This window comes from Pseudomonas deceptionensis, from assembly GCF_900106095.1.
Lineage (GTDB): Bacteria > Pseudomonadota > Gammaproteobacteria > Pseudomonadales > Pseudomonadaceae > Aquipseudomonas > Aquipseudomonas deceptionensis.
In genome coordinates this window covers 3,559,926-3,576,750 of sequence record NZ_FNUD01000002.1, presented here as the reverse complement: position 1 = coordinate 3,576,750, position 16,825 = coordinate 3,559,926, and the positions used below count along the sequence as shown (strand labels likewise).

The following is a 16,825-nucleotide window of genomic DNA, read 5'->3' as shown; positions in this document are numbered from 1 at the left end:
AAAGTTCGCAGGGGGTTCATCTGCCCATCCAGATGCCTCCTGCCTAGACTGGCGCGTCGCTCGCACAGGTTCGAGCGCTGATTTAGGGATGCAACCTTCGCAATGGCCACACAACTGACACTCGTTTCCTTTTCTTATTTTCTGATCTTCTGCGCCACCATGACCTTCAGCCCCGGGCCTATGACCCTGCTGCTGATGGGATTCGGCATGCAGGAAGGCTTGAAGCGCTCCATGCCGGTGCAACTGGGCGCCAGTGCGGCGTATCTGGTGTCGATTCTGATTTTTGCCGTGGGATTTGCCGAGCTGATCAAGGGTAATCCGTTGATCAGTCGCGCACTTCAGTACGTCGGCGTGGCCTATCTGCTGTATCTGGCGTATCGGCAATGGAACAGCAAAGGGCTGGCGCTGGATCGCACTGCAACCCTGGACAGCGGTTTCAAGGGCCGTTTTGGCAAGGGCCTGCTCACCGGCTTTTCCAACCCCAAGACCATTGTCATGTTCAGTGCCGTGTTCCCGCAGTTCGCCGGGCAGGGCAGTGCTACCCGGGCGCAGGATCTGGTGGTGCTGGGGCTGGCCTTTTTGTTGTTGCAGTTCGCCAGCGGCTGCCTGTATTGCTACTTCGGGCAGCGCATTCGCCGGGTGCTGCAAAGCCCGTCGCGCCAGGTGTTGCTGCAAAGGGCTACGGCGCTGATGCTGCTGGGTGTGGCCCTGATGCTGGCGCGGGGGTTTGAGCGCTAGCAAATCGCTATAAGTACACGGGCGAAACATGACTATGGGTTATATTACGGTGTGTTTCAGCCCGTACGAGATTGGTTTTGTCGACTATTGACCCTGCAGTAACGCTGGTTTCAGCCATTGAGTTAAATCAGGTTCAAGCCCCTGTGGCGCTTTACCTTCAGCGCCTTGCGCCGTCCAGCCGCCAGACCATGCGTTATGTCTTGCAGGACGCGGCAGATCGGCTGGGCGTTGAAGATGTCGCGATCGATGAATTCCCCTGGCATCACTTGCAACCCGGGCACATCACGGCGCTGGTAGCTGCGTTGCGCGAGGACGGTTATGCGCCCAATACCTCGTCGCTGTACGTCAATGCCATTCGCGGGGTGATGAACCAGGCCTGGCAGCAAAACCTGATCACCCAGGATCATTTGCTCAAGGTGCGTGCGGTGAAGGCGGGCGGGGGCTCGCGTCTGATCAAGGGGCGCAACCTGCGGCGTAACCTGATTCGCGAATTGATGGATGTCTGTGCGGCAGACCCACGGCCACAAGGGCTCAGGGATGCGGCGATCATTGCGATTCTGTATGGCTCCGGGATGCGCAAGTCCGAGTCGGTGAACATGGACCTTTGCCAGATCGATGCCGAACAGCGCAGCTTGCAGGTGCTGGGCAAGGGCAATAAGGAACTGATCAAGTTCGCCCCGGCCTGGGCCTTTGAAAAACTCGACGCGTGGCTGGCGTTTCGCCGGGAGAACCTGCCGGAAGGTGTGGGTGATGACGCGTTCCTGTTCAACCGCATCCGTCGCGGCAACCACATCACCCGCGAGCGCATTACCAAACATGCGATCTACTACATCGCCAAGCAGCGGGGCAAGCAGGTAGGGGTCGACATCATGCCCCACGACTTCCGGCGCTCGTTCATCACCCGCGTGATTGAAGAGTACGACGTGTCCATCGCACAAAAACTGGCCCACCACGCCAACATTGCCACCACCGTCAGCTATGACGTGCGTGATGACAATGAGCGGCGCAATGTGACAGACCGGTTTTTGTTGTAGAGCCACCCTCGGCAGCTCCTGCGGCCAGAGAGGCCTGGTTATCAGGTGTTGGTTTTAAGCTTGGTCCACAAGCGGGTGCTCAGGCGTGCGATTTTGGCGGGCAGGTCTTCTACGGTGAACAGCGTATCCACCACCTCTTTTGACGGGTAAATCGCCGGGTCTTGCTTCACTTCCGGCGACAGTTCGGCGTCCGCCGCCAGGTTGGGGTTGGCGTAGTGGATATGGTTGCTGATATTGGCGATCACTTGCGGCGTCAGCAGGTAGTTCATGTAGGTGTAGGCGTTCTTTTCATGGGGCGCGCCTTTGGGCATCACCACCATGTCGAGCCACAGCGTCGAGCCTTCCTTGGGAATCGAATAAGCGATATTGATCCCGTTCTTGGCTTCTTTGGCACTGGCCGCTGCCTGCACCACGTCACCGTTAAAACCGATCACTGCACAGATATTGCCGTTGGCCAGATCGCTGATGTATTTGGACGCGTGGAAGTACTGAACATAAGGCCGGATTTTCAGCAGTGCCTGCTCGGCTTTCTTGTAGTCTTCCGGGTCGTGGCTGTGGTGCGGCAAACCCAGGTAGTTGAGGGTGATCGGCAGTACCTGGGTCGGGTTGTCGATGATCGCGACCCCGCACTGGCTGAGTTTTTTGATGTTCTCTTCATCAAAAAACAGGCTCCAGGACTGAGTGACATCGGTAGTGCCGAAGATCGCCTTGATCTTCTCGACGTTGTAACCAATCCCCGCGGTGCCCCACATGTAGGGGTAGCCATACTGGTTGCCGGGGTCGTTCACTTCCAGTTTTTTCATCAGAACCGGGTCGAGGTTTTTCCAGTTGGGCAACTGGCTCCTGTCCAGCTTCTGGATGGCGCCGGCCTTGATCAGTCGGGACAGAAAGTGGTTCGAAGGGCTGACCACGTCATAACCGGTATTGCCGGTCATCAACTTGGACTCCAGCACTTCGTTGCTGTCATGAATGTCGTAGGTGGCCTTGATCCCCGTTTCCTTGGTGAACGTGGTCAGGGTGTCGTCGGCGATATAGCCGTTCCAGTTGGAGATATTGACGCTCTCGTCCGCATGGCTGACTGTCGAAAACGCTGCGAGCATTACCGCAAGGGAAACCGAGTTGATGTGCATGTTCAATCACCTTTTCAAGGAGCTTTTATTCTTTTGTGATGTGAGAGGCTTCAGATTTCTGTCTTGGCCCTGACTGCTTCCATGCGCATTCGTAATACAGCACCGATATCGAAGAGCGGGCGGGGCGGTAGCCAGCCTGGCTGGGCTCTGTCCATGACCGACTGGAGCAGGGGAGAGCTGGCGCCGGATGCGAGTTCGGCGAGCAGGCGGCCCCACAGGGTGCCGCGGGCAACCCCCGAGCCATTGCAGCCGGCCACGGCATAAACACCGTCTTCGACCTTGGCAAAGTAAGGCTGGCCGCTGCGGCTGGCGCTCAGATGCCCGGTCCAGGTGTAGTGAATGTCTTGCTCACCCAGGCCGGGGAAACGACGCTGCAAACCCAATACATGGTGTTTGCGCCGCTGCAACAGATCACTGGCGGATAAATCCCGGGTGCGGTATTCCGCCGTGTTGCGGATCATCACCCGGCGATCGGGTGTCAGCCGAACCGTAGCGCCCAACGGGCGGGTCGACAGAACGCCCCAGGGCTCGACATTACCGATGGCCTGATATTCCTTGTCGGTCAACGGGCGGGTCAGGCTGGCGCTGAGCTCCATGGGGAAGGTCGCGCTGTGGGTGATCCCGGCGCGGGGAATAAATGCATTCAGACACACCAGCACCTGAGAGGCCTCAATGTTGCCCTGAGTCCCCTTGGCTCGAATGCGCCCGCCACTCAGGCGTTCAAGCCCGGTGATCTCGGTGTTTTCAAAGAGCGTTACATTGGCTGGCAATGCATCCAGCAGGCCCTTCACGTATTTCGCAGGCTGCAGCAACGCGTTGCCATTGCCGCACCAGATGGCCGCCTGGTAATGACGGGTACCGAGTTTTTGGGCCAGTTGCGCGCCTTCCAGAAACTGCGCGGATGCGCCCACGGCGCTCAGGGTTTGGAGTTTGGCCTCGACATGGGTCAGCTTGCGCGGGTCGTTTACCGCAAAGTAGTAACCCGAATCCCGGTACTCGCACTCAATGTTGTGGCGGGCAATCCGCATGCGCACCTCATCACCGGCCGCCTGCCCAATCGATGAGTCGACTGCAAATCCTGCGAACCCGCCCTTGCCGATCAGCTCATCATCGCCAGGGTTTTCGTGGGCCACGGCGTACCCGGAATTGCGCGCAGAAGCCCCTTGCGCAGCCCGCTGGCGGTCCACAACAACGATGCGCGCTTCAGGGTGCAGCTGCGCCAGTGAATGGGCCGCACTCAGCCCGGTGATACCGCCACCGATGATCAGCCAGTCGGCTTTTTCAGGACCTTTGAGGTGATCTCGGCTGGGGGAGCTTCCTGCCAGGGCAATCCAGCCACATTCATTCTTCACGTTTCACCTCGCTTGACGGTCGTGGTGTCGTACCCAATGCATGCACTAATCGCATGACTACTTGTGGGTCGCACTCTCTATAGCTGGAATTTATGCTGAGCGTGGTGATATAACCAACGTTATAAATTCATTGATTGATGCTGAATACGCATGGATAAAGTTCGCCACGTACCGTCACTTCAAGGCTTGCAGGCGCTGGTAGAGGTTGCTGACTCGGGCAGTTTTACCCAGGCGGCACAAACGCTGTGTTTGACCCAAAGTGCAGTTAGCCGAAAGGTTCAGCAACTGGAGGCGCACTTTGGCGTCGCCCTGTTCGCCAGAACCAGCCGCAGCGTGCGGATGACCCCCGAAGGCGAGCAGGTGCTGGCCAGTGCCCGCAGCATTCTTGAGCAATTGAAAGCGCTTGAAGACCGCCTTTCGCCGCAAGAGCGACCCTTGCGCATTCGTATGCATGTGTCACTGGCTGTGCGCTGGCTATTGCCAAAGCTGAGCGATTTTTACCTGCAATACCCGGATATTGCCCTGTCGATCGAGACGGTAGCCACCGAGGTTGTCGAGCCGGGCAGCGACAGTGACGCCTATATCCTCTATCTGCCCCGGCCCTCCAGTGACCCGGCCTGCATGGCGCTGTTTGACGAAGCGCTGGTGCCGGTGTGCGCGCCGGGCATGGGGCCGCTGACGTCAGTGGACGATCTGGTGCGCTTTGCGCTGCTGCATCGCTCGGCCGATCAGCAGGCCTGGATCGATTGGCTGTCAGCCAACGGAGGCAAGCCATTGGCGGCCTACAGGCATATCCCGTTCAACCTTGATGAGTTGGCACTGGACGCCGCTGCCCGCGGCCTGGGGGTGGCGGTCACGGATATGACGCTGGCTGCGGAGTCCATTCAGCGGGGTGTGCTGGTGATCCCGTTTGGAGAACCGCTGAAAACCGGCGGCAACTACTCGTTGTGCCTGCAGCCCTCAGCCGCTTCGCATCCGGCGTGCGCTCGCGTGTGGCAATGGTTTGCCCAACAAGTCGAATAATGGGGCAGGGGAGTGTTTGTTAAATCTTGTAATAAGTCTGCACGCAGGAGTTGTGTAGTATCGCTGTAGGATTACGTCCCCAATTCACTATAGGTTTGTATGAACACCCTTCAGGAACCACCCAGTCGCTGTTATCAGCCGGCCACACCCTCCCGCTTGATCATCGGTATCGAGCGCGCAGTACCTTTCTTTTGCCCTCCGTTTTTCGAAAGCACATCCGTTGCTTCGTTTGCCTGTGCGCGCTCATCGTTAACCCTGAACCTTCGTGAGATTGACTGATACCTATGGAATGGATTGCAGATCCCACGGCCTGGCTCGGCCTGTTGACCCTGATTGTGCTGGAACTGGTACTGGGCATTGATAACCTGGTGTTTATCGCCATCCTGGCGGACAAGCTGCCGCCGGAGCAGCGCGACCGTGCCCGGGTAATTGGCCTTACGCTTGCACTGGTCATGCGCCTTGGCCTGCTGGCCAGCATCTCGTGGATTGTCACGCTGACGGCGCCGTTGTTTGAAGTCTTCGACAAGTCGTTCTCGGGCCGTGACCTGATCATGCTGTTCGGCGGTCTGTTCCTGTTGTTCAAGGCGACGATGGAATTGCACGAACGGCTGGAAGGGCATGTGGCCGAACGCACATCAAGCATGGGCTACGCCATGTTCTGGCCGATCGTGGCGCAGATTGTGGTGCTCGACGCTGTGTTCTCCATGGACGCGGTGATTACCGCAGTGGGTATGGTTGACCATCTGTCCGTGATGATGATTGCAGTGGTGTTCTCTATCGGTCTGATGATCATTGCCAGCAAGCCGCTGACCAAATTCGTCAACAGTCACCCGACGGTGATCATGCTGTGCCTTGGCTTCCTGATGATGATCGGCTTCAGCCTGACCGCCGAAGGCCTGGGCTTCCATATTCCCAAAGGCTACCTGTACGCAGCCATCGGCTTCTCGATTCTGATCGAAGTGCTGAACCAGATTGCCCGTGCACGTCGCAAGAAAAGCGTGCAGGGCATGCGCCCCATGCGTGAGCGCACGGCCCATGCCGTAATGCGGTTACTGGGTGGCCGTACGCTGCATGCCGATGAGGTGGGGGAGGAGATTGCTGACATGCTTGAAGGCGGCGATGACAAGGAAGTCTTCCACCGACGTGAACGCGTGATGATCAGTGGCGTACTGCAACTGGCAGAGCGTCCGATTCGCACGGTGATGACGCCACGGGCCGAGATCGATCATATCGACCTGTCGGACTCGGCAGACACCATTCGCACCACGCTGATGCACTCCTCGTATTCCCGTTTGCCCCTGATCCGGGACGGGCGAGTTGACGAACCGCTGGGCTTTGTCCACAAAAAGGAACTGCTCAAAGAGCTGCTGGCCGGTCACGAACCCGATCTGGAAGCCATGGCGCGCAAGGCTGTCAACTTGCTGGACAGCTTCACGATCCTCAATGCGCTGGAGCAGATGCGCAAAGAGTCGACGCACATTGCGTTTGTGGTGAACGAGTTTGGTGATTTTATTGGCCTGCTGACCATGACCGACATTCTGGAATCCATTGCCGGCGAGTTGCCTGATGCCAGCGAGATCGAAGGTCCGAATATCGTTACCCGGGAGGACGGCTACCTTGTGAGCGGCGCCTTGAACCTGAGCCAGATTCGTCAGCACACCGGCTTTGCAGCCAAGGCCACCGATGACTATCAAACGCTTGGCGGGATGGTCATGAGCATGCTGGACCGTCTGCCCATGGTGGGCGACAAGCTGGTATGGGAAGGCTGGTACATGACCGTGGTCGAGGTTGAAGAGCGGCGAGTGACGCGGGTGTTGTTGAGCAAGGCCTAGTCGGCCTGACTACTGTGGGAGCCAGCTCCCACAGTAGTTTATGCCACTGGACTAACGCTTATTGGCTGTCAGGCAGCGCATAAGCGATCACATAGTCACCGCGATCAACCGACTGGCGTGCACCACCGGCAGTGATGACGATGTACTGCTTGCCGGTTTTGGGTGACACAAAGGTCATCGGGCCACCCTGGCTGCCTACCGGCAGGCGGGCTTTCCAGGCTTCTTCCCCGTTGGCCGAGTTAAAGGCGCGCAGGTAGTAGTCCTGGGTCCCGGCGATAAAGATCAGGCCACCCTGGGTGGACAGCGTCCCGCCCAGTGTCGGCATCCCGATGGGCAGTTGCAGGCCCATTTTGATACCCAGCGGGCCGGTGTCCTGAACAGTGCCAACCGGCACTTGCCAGGCAACTTTCTGCGTCTTCATATCGATAGCCGTCAGCGTGCCGAAAGGCGGCGCCTGGCACGGAATGCCTGCAATCGACAGGAAGCGGTTCTTGTTCACGGCATACGGCGTGCCTTTGAGCGGCACTGCGCCCATGCCGGTGTTCAGTGCTTCACCGCCGGAAGAAGCCTTGGCCTCTTTTTGCTGAGGCACCATCTGGACCCACAGCCCCAGACGCATGTCATTGACGAAGATAAAACCGTGTACCGGGTCGGTCGACAAACCGCCCCAGTTCATGCCGCCCAGAGAACCCGGGAAGCTCAGTGACACATCGGTGCCCGGTGCGGTGTACAAACCCTCGTAGCGCATTTTCTTGAACGAGATACGGCACAGCATCTGGTCGAACGGGGTGGCGCCCCACATATCCGACTCAGTCAGAGTCTGCGCGCCAATCTGCGGCATGCCCACCGATTTTGGCTGAGTGAGCGAGTAGGGCTCGTTCGGGATGTTGGCTGCCTTGACCGGTACTTCTTCAACCTTGGTCAGCGGCTTGCCGGTATGGCGGTCCAGTACAAAAATCTGCCCGGCCTTGGTACCGATCACCAGCGCAGGTACCTTGCTGCCGTCCACCGTGGTGAAGTCCATCAAGGTTGGCTGCATCGGCAAGTCGAAGTCCCACAGATCATTGTGGACGGTTTGATACACCCACTTTTCTTCACCGGTGGTAGCGTTAAGTGCCAGCACGGATGCGCCGTACTTGTGATTCAGTGCCGTGCGATCCACGCCGTAGATGTCGGTGGACGAACTGCCCATCGGCAAAAACACGGTGTTCATCAGCGGGTCATAGGACATCGGCGCCCAGCTGTTCGGCGTGCTGCGAACGTAGGTCTGGCCTTCAGCGGGTGCTTGTTTGTCTTGCGGGTTGCCCGGGTCGAATGCCCAGCGCATGGCACCGGTCATGACGTCGAAACCGCGGATCACGCCGCCTGGCATGTCGGTTTGCACGTTATCGGCAACACGACCGCCCACCACCACGGTAGTGCCCGCCATCAAGGGCGCGGAGGACAACTGATAATACGAGTCCGGGACATTGCCCAAACCGGTTTTCAGATCAACCTGGCCATGGGTGCCGAAGTCCTGGCAGAACTTGCCGGTGTCCGCGTCCACAGCAATCAGGCGCGCATCAATGGTGTTGGTCAGCAAGCGACGCTGGCACGCAGCACCGGGGGCAACCGTCACAACCGCGGCCGGCGTGCTGCCATCCGTTGGCTGGGTGACAGCGGCAGTGGCGTCAAAATAGGCCAGGCCGCGGCAACGCTGCCAGACGGCTGATTCGGCGTTGATGTTGTTTTTCCACAACTCTTTGCCGGTGTCGGCATCCAGCGCGATCAGGTTGTTGTGCGGCGTGCAGATAAATACCTTGTCGCCCACTTGCAGCGGGGTCATCTGATCTTCCGCGCCGTTGCCGTTACTGACAGCCACGTCACCGGTCTGGTAAGTCCAGGCCGGAACCAGTTTGGACACGTTGCTGCGGTTGATCTGGTCCAGCGCAGCAAAGCGGCTGCCACCTTCATCATTACCGTAATGGGCCCAGTCTTTCTGGGCGTTGGCCGGATCGACCCTGGTCAGGCCCGGGCCGTCACCCGTTGGCGCGATCGACGCGTGGGGCTGGAACATCCCCCAGGCACCGGCAGCGATACCTGCAGCCAGTACCGCACTCAGTGCGTAACCCGCGTTACCGCTCAGACCGTTGGCTTTGCGCAGCGTCGGGTAGACCAGCGCAACGACCAGGCTTAACACCGCCAGGGCAAACAGACGTGAAACCAGAGGCCAGAACACCAGCCCGGCATCGATCACCGCCCAGAGAATGCTGGCCAGCATGACAGCGGCGAACAACCAGGCCCCCGACAAGCGCTGTTTAAACAGCAGCACGGATGAAACGATCATCCCGATACCGGCAAGCAGGAAGTACAGACTGCCGCCGAGGGTGGCGAGGTAACCGCCACCGGCTACAAACAGCAATCCAAAGACCAGTACGCCCAGAGCGGCGACCCAGATGGGCCAACGGCTTACCGAGGCCGGAGGTTGAGACTTAATCATGTTGCATGACCTTATTGATACATGAGCGGTGGGAGGAGGGCATGGCCTATAGCTGCTTGCAGGATAAGCATAGGCGCAGCCGAAGTTTCTGTGCTCGTCGAGACCCCATGCGGCTCAGGGCGGCAGGCCGGGAAACGTTCGCAACAGTTATGTACTAAACAGTTAGTTCTTGGACTTTAACAAAAACAGGGCCCTGCGACAAATTGTCAGTGCCGAGTGGCGGGGGGATTTCACCAGGGAGGGAGGAGTCGCAGGCAGGGATGTGGCCGTTCACTAAGAACCGGATTTGATGATGTTATCCATCTCTTCTTCCAACGCATTCAAAAACACTTTCACTCGGGTGGGTGTAAATCGTCGACTCGGAGTGACGGCCCATACTGATAAGTCCTCCATTTTGGCGTCGTTCAACTCGATCAAGACCAATGTACCGTTGCGCACTTGTTGAATGACATCCCAGGACGTCAGCATCGCCAAGCCAAGCCCCTCGGTCGCGGCAGTCCTGACGGCGTCCACGCTGCTAGTGCTGACTCGCCCGAAAACGCGCTTGCGCTTCATCTCACCATTGATGATGAACGGCCAGCGTAGAACGGCCTGAAGCAGTATGCAGTGGTGGGCGTCAAGGTCATCCAGAGTCTTTGGTGTGCCGTAGCGGTCTAAATAGTCTGGCGATGCGCAAATGACTCGCGGGTTATGCGCAATGCGCCTGGCTACCAATTCTGAGTCGCTCAGTGGCGCCAAACGAAGTGCCAAGTCCAGGCCTTGACCGACGATATCGACAACCTTGTCCGAGAAATCCAGCTCAACCCTTAAGTCAGGATGGGTTTCCAGCAATCGGGAAAGCAGTGGCACCACAATGGATTTTCCGAAAACGCTCGGAGCCGTCATCCGCAAAACGCCCTGAGCTTTCGCTGCTGACGGCATCAACTCGCTTCTGGCACTGTCCTCGGCATCGGTCATGGTGTTGGCGTAGGGCAGAAACAGATCGCCTTCCGACGTCAGTGATACTGACCGGGTGGTGCGGTGAAACAAGCGCACCCCCAACTCCTCCTCAAGCGCTGCTACACGCCTTGAGACCTGCATTGGCAGCACATCAAGCTGTCTGGCGGCGGCTGACAGGCTCCCCGTCGAGACGACTGCCTGGAATATCCTCAAGTCGGAAATCAGCACTTTATATCCCTTTATGTTAAGCCCGCTTCACATAGGCGTGTCTTGGTCTGCGACTGATCGCCCTCTAGTATTCCTTTCAATAATGTCCTTAACCACTATTAATAATGTCTTTGAGAGGAATCTATGACCGGGCTGAAAAAAACTATTCTATCGCCTCACGATATCAATGGCGCGGTGTCTCGCAATCGTCTCGCGGTCGCGCCGATGACGCGGGTCACTGCAACCGAGGAAGGTCTTGCGACGCAAACCATGCAGGACTATTACCTGCGTTTTGCTCAAGGTGGGTTCGGGTTAATCATCACCGAGGGGTTGTACACGGATAAAGCGTTTTCGCAGGGCTATCCAAACCAGCCTGGCTTGGCTGACGAGGAACAAGCTCAGGTGTGGGCGAAGATTAACCACGAACTCCGGGCCCAAGGCTCGCTGGTGTTCGCCCAGATCATGCATGCAGGTGCACTCAGTCAAGGCAGCCGATATCGCACTCACACCGTAGGCCCTTCAGCGGTCCAGCCAGTTGGCGAGCAGATGTCCGTTTACTACGGCGAAGGGGCTTACGCCATGCCGGTTGAAATTACCGAAGCGGAAATTGCGCAGGTCATCCAAGGGTTTGCAGATACCGCTGCACGCGCGGTAGAGACCGCAAACTTTGACGGAATCGAAATTCATGGGGCGAATGGCTATTTGCTTGATCAGTTTTTGACGGCGCATACCAACTTGCGCAAAGACAGATGGGGAGGGGACATGACGCAGCGCATGAGCCTGCTTATTAATGTTGTAACGGCTGTGAAAGAAAAGGTGGGCCAGAAAGTACCTGTAGGTGTTCGGATTTCTCAGGGCAAGGTCAACGACTTCAAGAATAAGTGGCTAGATGGAGAAGGTGACGCCCAGATCATTTTCAGCGCTTTGGCAGACGCGGGTGTCGACTTTATTCACGTTACCGAACATGAAGCGTGGCAACCTGCCTTTGAGGGAGGGCAAGACAGCCTGATTACACTGGCGCGTAAATTTGCTCCAGGCATCACAATCATCGGAAATGGGGGCCTGCATGATCCGGCTCATGCGGGCGAAGCGCTCAACGCAGGTGCGGACATGATTGCTCTCGGGCGGGGTGCGCTAAGCAATCCTGATTATCCGGTGATCCTGGAAACCAACCAAATGTTCAGGGCATTTGACGGTTCAATTTTACAGCCCATTGCAGACATCAAGGTAAGCGAGCTCGAACTGGAACTGGAGGGATGCTTAAGCTAGTGGAAAAAGGATTTAATTAATAACTCAACTAAAGAACTATTTAGTAGAGTTATAACCAAGTGGAATATCAGGGTGTAAAAACCCTGCAGGATCCACGACTAGAACTTTAGTGCTGCTGTAGCTCATCTGCGAGGCAGTCGACATCGCCAACACGCAGTGGCCATGCAGCACGGGGTTAGAGCAGTCAGTACACCAAGTTCCGATAGGAGCGAGTCAGCTCTCATAGACCATCACGTACTCGTGATGGCCTGTATGCTCATCCACCGACTCTGCGTCCAGCTTAAATCCCTGGGACCGGTAAAAGGCGATACTGGGGATGTTCTCCTTGTAAACGGTCAATGTCAGCTCATCGTGCTGCGTTTTCACATGGCTGAGTAGCCGCTTGCCGAAACCTTTGCCTTGATACTCGGGATCTACAAACAGCGCAGCCAGATGATGAGCAATCACAGAGCAAAATCCCAGCACCCGGGATGACTCTTCGATAACGAAGGTCTCTGACGCAGGGATATATATCTCACGCATATTTTCTATCTGAGATTCCCAGTAGCTCTTGTCGATAAAGTCATGGGCTTTCACCGAGGCTTCTAGCCAGATCTCCAGAACGCGTTCTATATCGCGTGATTCAAGTTTTCTTATCATGCTCGATCCTTTCTTTGAGCGCGCGGACATTCCAGATCCCGCACAGTGCAAAGCCTGCAATCATGCAGCAAGGCGATGGCAATCTCAAAGCGCTCGGTTTTAGGGATGGATGTGCTGACCGAAAGAGAGACTTGGCCACGACAGCCTCTGAAATCTGACCTCCACTGACCCTGACGCCCCAATACGATGGTTCGCATAATGTATATTATGTTAAACGAATGCCGTTTCAATGGTGTTGCAATCATAGGCTCATCGGAGTACCCGGAAGTAAAAATCCAAATTTTTGGGTACTAAATATCCAAATTTAGATTTCCTTCCCCATTTTGGATATTTCTTTCTATGACGCTCACACCTATCTTTCGCGCTTTGAAGCTTTTGCAAGCTCCATCGACAAATCCATTACTCGCGCTTGGCTGTTCGCCAGGTCCTGCTCAAGCTTTGTGGTTTTGAGTAAATGCATCTGATCTTCCGCGCGCCTCTGTTTCAGAGTGTGTTGCTCGAAATGTTCGATTTGTCTCTTAAGGTTATCGTTGATTTTCTCCAGCTTCGCGGTGAGCTCCCGCAACTGACTATTCTCAGATTCAGCTCTCGCTGTGCGTGCGGTCAGATGATTCATCAATTCTTGATCATTCCAAATCTTCTGGGTCGCTTGTTTAAGTTCAGACCTAACCTCTACGCCGTGTTTAATCTCAACTTCTAATCTGCGCGAGACCCTGAGTTTGTCTTTCACATTCGCAGCCCATCTAGCTCGAAGCCGATCCTCGAGTTCTTGGATTTTTCGCCGTTCCTCAGCCGTTGCTGAACTCGCCGCTTCGACTATTTCGGCGTACATAGACCTCATCAACGCTTGGAGCCGATCAGGAAATTGGTGGATGTAATCCTCTGGTGAAATATTAGATTTCTGTATCAAGGAAATATCCTTGAGAAACCTTGAAATCGTTGATAACGAGCCACTACCTATCTGCGTGCGTACGGCTCCGCATGTTACCTTAAGCCCTTGCTTTTTGAGCTCCGTGACTGCGTCTAAAACCCGGTCAAAGGTAACGTAGTTGTTTTTGGGATCTGACATGTGTTCACCCTGCCTTCGGAATTGAATCCATATTGTAGTGGTCAACTAATCCCGGACACTGCGTTAAGTTTTTTCTCGGCCTGAGCCGGTGGCAGCCCACCATTAAATTGGTGCGGTCGAATCCAGTTGTACCGGTGCATCAAAAAATGGCTGATATCCCGCTGAGCTTGTTGGACCGTCGCGTAGCCCATGGTCGGTATCCACTCGGTTTTCAGGCTCCTGAACACCCGCTCCATCGGCGCATTATCCCAACAATTTCCTCGCCGGCTCATGCTCTGACGCATGCGATATCGCCAAAGGCGCTGGCGAAAACTCCGGCGTCCATATTGCGAGCCCTGGTCGGAGTGAAACAGCAAACCCTGAGGCTTCCCTCGCTGCTCGTAAGCCATGTCCAAGGCCTTGATGACCAAGTCGGCATCCGGCTTTCCCGACAACGCCCAGCCCACAACACGGCGGGCAAAAAGATCTAGCACAACCGCCAGATACTGCCATTTCCCTTGAGCCCAGATGTAAGTGATATCGCCACACCAGACGTGGTCAGGAGCGGGCACATCAAACTCTCGGTTCAAAATATTAGGGATGTCGAGTCGCTCGACCGTTGCCTTTTTGTAAGCATGCGATCCCGGTTGTTTGCTGACCAACTCTAGCTCGCGCATCAGGCTGCGCACTTTGAATCGCCCGATCTGCTCGCCGTCGTCCTGCATCATGGCCATGATGCTACGGCTACCGGGAGCACTGCGGCCTTGGGTGAACAACTCGCTCACCCGACTGCGCAATCGAAGGCGTTCTACATCCGGTGTGCGGCGCCTGAGACGCCGAGCGTAGTAGCACGAGCGGGTCACTTCAAACACCTTGCACAGCCAATCAACCGGCTCGTGGATGCTCAACTGGTCAATCAGCGCGAACGCTCGAGATCTTCCGACATCAAGAGCGCGGTAGCCTTTTTTAAGATCGATTTTTCCCGCTCAAGGCGAGCAATTCGGGCTTCCAGCTCTTGGATTTTCTGCTGCTCCGGGGTCAGCGCTTTGCTCTGCGGGGTGACGCCCGTGCGTTCTTGCTGCACCTGGTCGACCCATCGGCGCAAAGCCGACTCGCCGACACCAAGCGAGCGGCTGGCCTCAATGAAGCTGTAATCCTGCTTGAGAACGAGGTCGGCAGCCCCGCGTTTGAATTCAGCGGAAAAGGTACGGCGTTGTTTGGTCATCTGACACCTCGATCTGGCGAGTATTCTCGCCTAAAAGGGTGTCCGGTTTCATTAGACCACTACAAAAGAGCGCGGTGGCCTTTCAATTCGCGAAGGTTCTAGAACACGAGACGACAGTTTTTGGCACGCAGCGGCTTGCCGAAGAATGGCTCGATCGACCTTGTAAGCACCTTGCAGGCAATGTTCTTCTTAACCTTATCGATAACCCCATCTTGGGTTTCAGGCTGTCGAGGACTACCTAGAGCGGATTGAGTTAGGGGTTTACCAATGACCTTCCGGTCTCAGGTGAGGCAAGAACATGGTCATACAGGCCAAAGGCCTTCAAAAAGCTGCGCAAATCTGAGCTGCCGTAATTGATGCTTTAGTCGCTCAATACAGCCTTCACGTTCGGTACGCTGGTCGCACAAGGGAAAGATTTATTTACTTTAAGACTGTTTAAAGCCTTAAGGGAAAGATTTCTTTTCCTTAAAGAGAAATTATTTTTTTGAATTTATGAGGTTGCACTATTTTTCAGGAGTGCCCGGAAGTAAACATCCAAACTCATGTTTCCTACCTCATTTCGGGACAACTGGAAGCCTACAATGGGTTCGTTTGAGTACGACGGTGAAAACTGGTGGTTCAACGTTGTCGGTAAGGGCAACAAGGCCGCGAAAATTAGCGTGCGAGACGAATGCATTGAAGCCTACTTGAAGCGTTATCGGACCACCCTCTCCCTTTCCCCCTTGCCGTCTTACAAGGAGTCAGATACCCGTGCCCCCACCCTGTCCGCTCTATTTAAGCTCCCCTGCGTCTGCGCAGCCCCCCCCCATCTATGTCGTGTGTCTCCAGTTGCGGTACATGCATTGGGAGCTGAACGGTCACCGAAGAGTGTGTGATGTGAACGTCATGCACCTTTGAAGGGCCACGTGTTCAGACCCGCTCGTCTGTTATCACACCAAGCAGGTAAATGAGCGATATGTGCAACTTCACCTCCCCCTATGCTTACCGAGCACATTCTCAGATGGCGCTCCCTCCATGTCAGAAGTCTTGGCTCTGCACATTCACCACCTCAAGGCTGCTTGCTCCAGCTGCAGCGTGCTTGAGCTGTGTTTGCCGATTGGTTTGACCGGGACGGAGGTCGAACGTCTGGATACACTGATAGTGCAACGCCTTAAGGTTAAAAAAGGGGTGGCGCTCTACAGGACCGGGGATCCACTGCGCTCGCTTTACGCAGTTCGCACAGGTTCATTTAAAACCAGCATGGTGTCAGTCGACGGGCGCGAACAGGTCACCGGCTTTCATATTCCTGGCGAGATGCTGGGGCTGGACGCCATCAGTGCCGATGAGCATGTCTGCAATGCGTTTGCCCTTGAGGACAGCGAAGTGTGCCCTATCCACTTTGCACAACTGGAGAAACTGGCGCAAAACCTGCCGTCGCTGCAGCACAACCTCAACAAGCTTCTTAGCCGCGAAATCGTCCGTGACCACAGCATGTTGATGCTTATGGGCAACATGAACTCTGATGAAAGGATGGCAGCTTTTTTGCTCAACCTGTCGCTGCGTTTCAGTACCCGTGGTTATTCTTCCAGAAGCTTCGTGCTGAAAATGCGACGGGAAGAAATCGGCTCCTACCTGGGGTTGCGACTTGAAACCATCTGCCGGGGCATTGCGCACCTGCGCGATCAAGGGCTGGTCAGCATCGCAGGACGAAACGTCACTATCCTTGACATGGAAGGACTCAAACAACTGGTTGCAGGCTGTCATCGGGCTCCGATGTGAGAGAGCGGATGCCCACTTGAATGGCGATTTTTCAATAGCAGAATATGCGCCCTCCCCGCCACCAACGGCTGATAGTTCACCTTTGTGTCAAGAAAATCTGATCCAGATCAGACTCAATGGCTGTCAGCGAGGTAGAAAGGTATGAACCGCGC

At 55.9% G+C, this 16,825-nt stretch carries 13 protein-coding genes and 2 pseudogenes; 8 read left to right on the top strand and 7 right to left on the bottom strand.

All coding sequences use genetic code 11. The annotated features are described in order from the left end of the window. Positions 1 to 102 precede the first annotated feature (102 nt). Both BLW11_RS16325 and BLW11_RS16320 read left to right on the top strand, forming a co-directional pair. Positions 103 to 738, top strand: a complete 636-nt coding sequence (locus BLW11_RS16325) for a LysE family translocator (protein ID WP_048361774.1) — start codon at positions 103 to 105, stop codon at positions 736 to 738. 86 nt (positions 739 to 824) lie between these two features. Then, positions 825 to 1,772 (top strand): site-specific integrase, encoded by a 948-nt coding sequence (locus tag BLW11_RS16320; protein ID WP_241486179.1) that lies wholly within the window; start codon positions 825 to 827, stop codon positions 1,770 to 1,772. Positions 1,773 to 1,813: 41 nt separating this feature from the next. Here the strand turns inward: BLW11_RS16320 and BLW11_RS16315 are convergent, their stop codons facing one another. Beyond that, positions 1,814 to 2,902 carry a polyamine ABC transporter substrate-binding protein gene (locus BLW11_RS16315; protein ID WP_048361776.1) on the bottom strand — a complete coding sequence of 363 codons (1,089 nt, stop codon included), beginning with the start codon at positions 2,900 to 2,902 and terminating at the stop codon, positions 1,814 to 1,816. Positions 2,903 to 2,952: 50 nt separating this feature from the next. Continuing rightward, positions 2,953 to 4,254, bottom strand: coding sequence for an NAD(P)/FAD-dependent oxidoreductase (locus tag BLW11_RS16310; protein ID WP_048361777.1), 1,302 nt, complete (start codon positions 4,252 to 4,254; stop codon positions 2,953 to 2,955). A gap of 150 nt (positions 4,255 to 4,404) precedes the next feature. Here BLW11_RS16310 and BLW11_RS16305 point away from each other — a divergent pair, with 150 nt between their 5' ends. Both BLW11_RS16305 and BLW11_RS16300 read left to right on the top strand, forming a co-directional pair. Continuing rightward, entirely contained in the window at positions 4,405 to 5,277 is an 873-nt protein-coding gene (locus BLW11_RS16305) for a LysR substrate-binding domain-containing protein (RefSeq protein WP_048361778.1), read from the top strand. A gap of 284 nt (positions 5,278 to 5,561) precedes the next feature. Then, a complete protein-coding gene (locus tag BLW11_RS16300) occupies positions 5,562 to 7,109 on the top strand; it encodes a TerC family protein (protein WP_048361779.1) in 1,548 nt (515 codons plus the stop codon). A 58-nt stretch (positions 7,110 to 7,167) separates the two neighbouring features. Here the strand turns inward: BLW11_RS16300 and BLW11_RS16295 are convergent, their stop codons facing one another. Both BLW11_RS16295 and BLW11_RS16290 read right to left on the bottom strand, forming a co-directional pair. Beyond that, entirely contained in the window at positions 7,168 to 9,588 is a 2,421-nt protein-coding gene (locus BLW11_RS16295) for a glucose/quinate/shikimate family membrane-bound PQQ-dependent dehydrogenase (RefSeq protein ID WP_048361780.1), read from the bottom strand. Between the two features lie 273 nt (positions 9,589 to 9,861). After that, complete coding sequence (locus BLW11_RS16290) at positions 9,862 to 10,755, bottom strand: LysR family transcriptional regulator (protein ID WP_048361781.1); 894 nt, start codon at positions 10,753 to 10,755, stop codon at positions 9,862 to 9,864. Positions 10,756 to 10,878: 123 nt separating this feature from the next. On the opposite strand from BLW11_RS16290, the gene BLW11_RS16285 reads away from it, so the two are divergent. After that, positions 10,879 to 12,003: an NADH:flavin oxidoreductase gene (locus BLW11_RS16285; protein ID WP_048361782.1), complete on the top strand. Its 1,125-nt coding sequence runs from the start codon at positions 10,879 to 10,881 to the stop codon at positions 12,001 to 12,003. Between the two features lie 213 nt (positions 12,004 to 12,216). Here BLW11_RS16285 and BLW11_RS16280 read toward each other — a convergent pair whose 3' ends face one another. From BLW11_RS16280 to BLW11_RS16270, 3 genes are all read right to left on the bottom strand, one after another. Beyond that, complete coding sequence (locus tag BLW11_RS16280) at positions 12,217 to 12,642, bottom strand: N-acetyltransferase (RefSeq protein ID WP_048361783.1); 426 nt, start codon at positions 12,640 to 12,642, stop codon at positions 12,217 to 12,219. 352 nt (positions 12,643 to 12,994) lie between these two features. Continuing rightward, positions 12,995 to 13,711, bottom strand: a complete 717-nt coding sequence (locus BLW11_RS16275; RefSeq protein WP_048361784.1) for a DNA-binding protein — start codon at positions 13,709 to 13,711, stop codon at positions 12,995 to 12,997. A 41-nt stretch (positions 13,712 to 13,752) separates the two neighbouring features. Next, positions 13,753 to 14,915, bottom strand: a protein-coding gene (locus BLW11_RS16270; protein WP_088500166.1) for an IS3 family transposase whose coding sequence is annotated in 2 segments (ribosomal slippage) — positions 13,753 to 14,663 and positions 14,663 to 14,915 — 1,164 coding nt in all. Because the reading frame shifts where the segments join, the coding sequence is not laid out codon by codon here. A 62-nt stretch (positions 14,916 to 14,977) separates the two neighbouring features. On the opposite strand from BLW11_RS16270, the pseudogene BLW11_RS24105 reads away from it, so the two are divergent. The 3 genes and pseudogenes from BLW11_RS24105 to fnr all read left to right on the top strand — a co-directional run. Beyond that, positions 14,978 to 15,186 (top strand): annotated as a pseudogene (locus BLW11_RS24105) (antitoxin Xre/MbcA/ParS toxin-binding domain-containing protein); the annotation flags it as partial. A gap of 289 nt (positions 15,187 to 15,475) precedes the next feature. Then, a pseudogene (locus BLW11_RS24100) lies at positions 15,476 to 15,682 on the top strand (site-specific integrase); the annotation flags it as partial. A 247-nt stretch (positions 15,683 to 15,929) separates the two neighbouring features. Next, a complete protein-coding gene (gene fnr, locus BLW11_RS16250) occupies positions 15,930 to 16,673 on the top strand; it encodes a fumarate/nitrate reduction transcriptional regulator Fnr (RefSeq protein WP_048361787.1) in 744 nt (247 codons plus the stop codon). Positions 16,674 to 16,825: the final 152 nt, after the last annotated feature.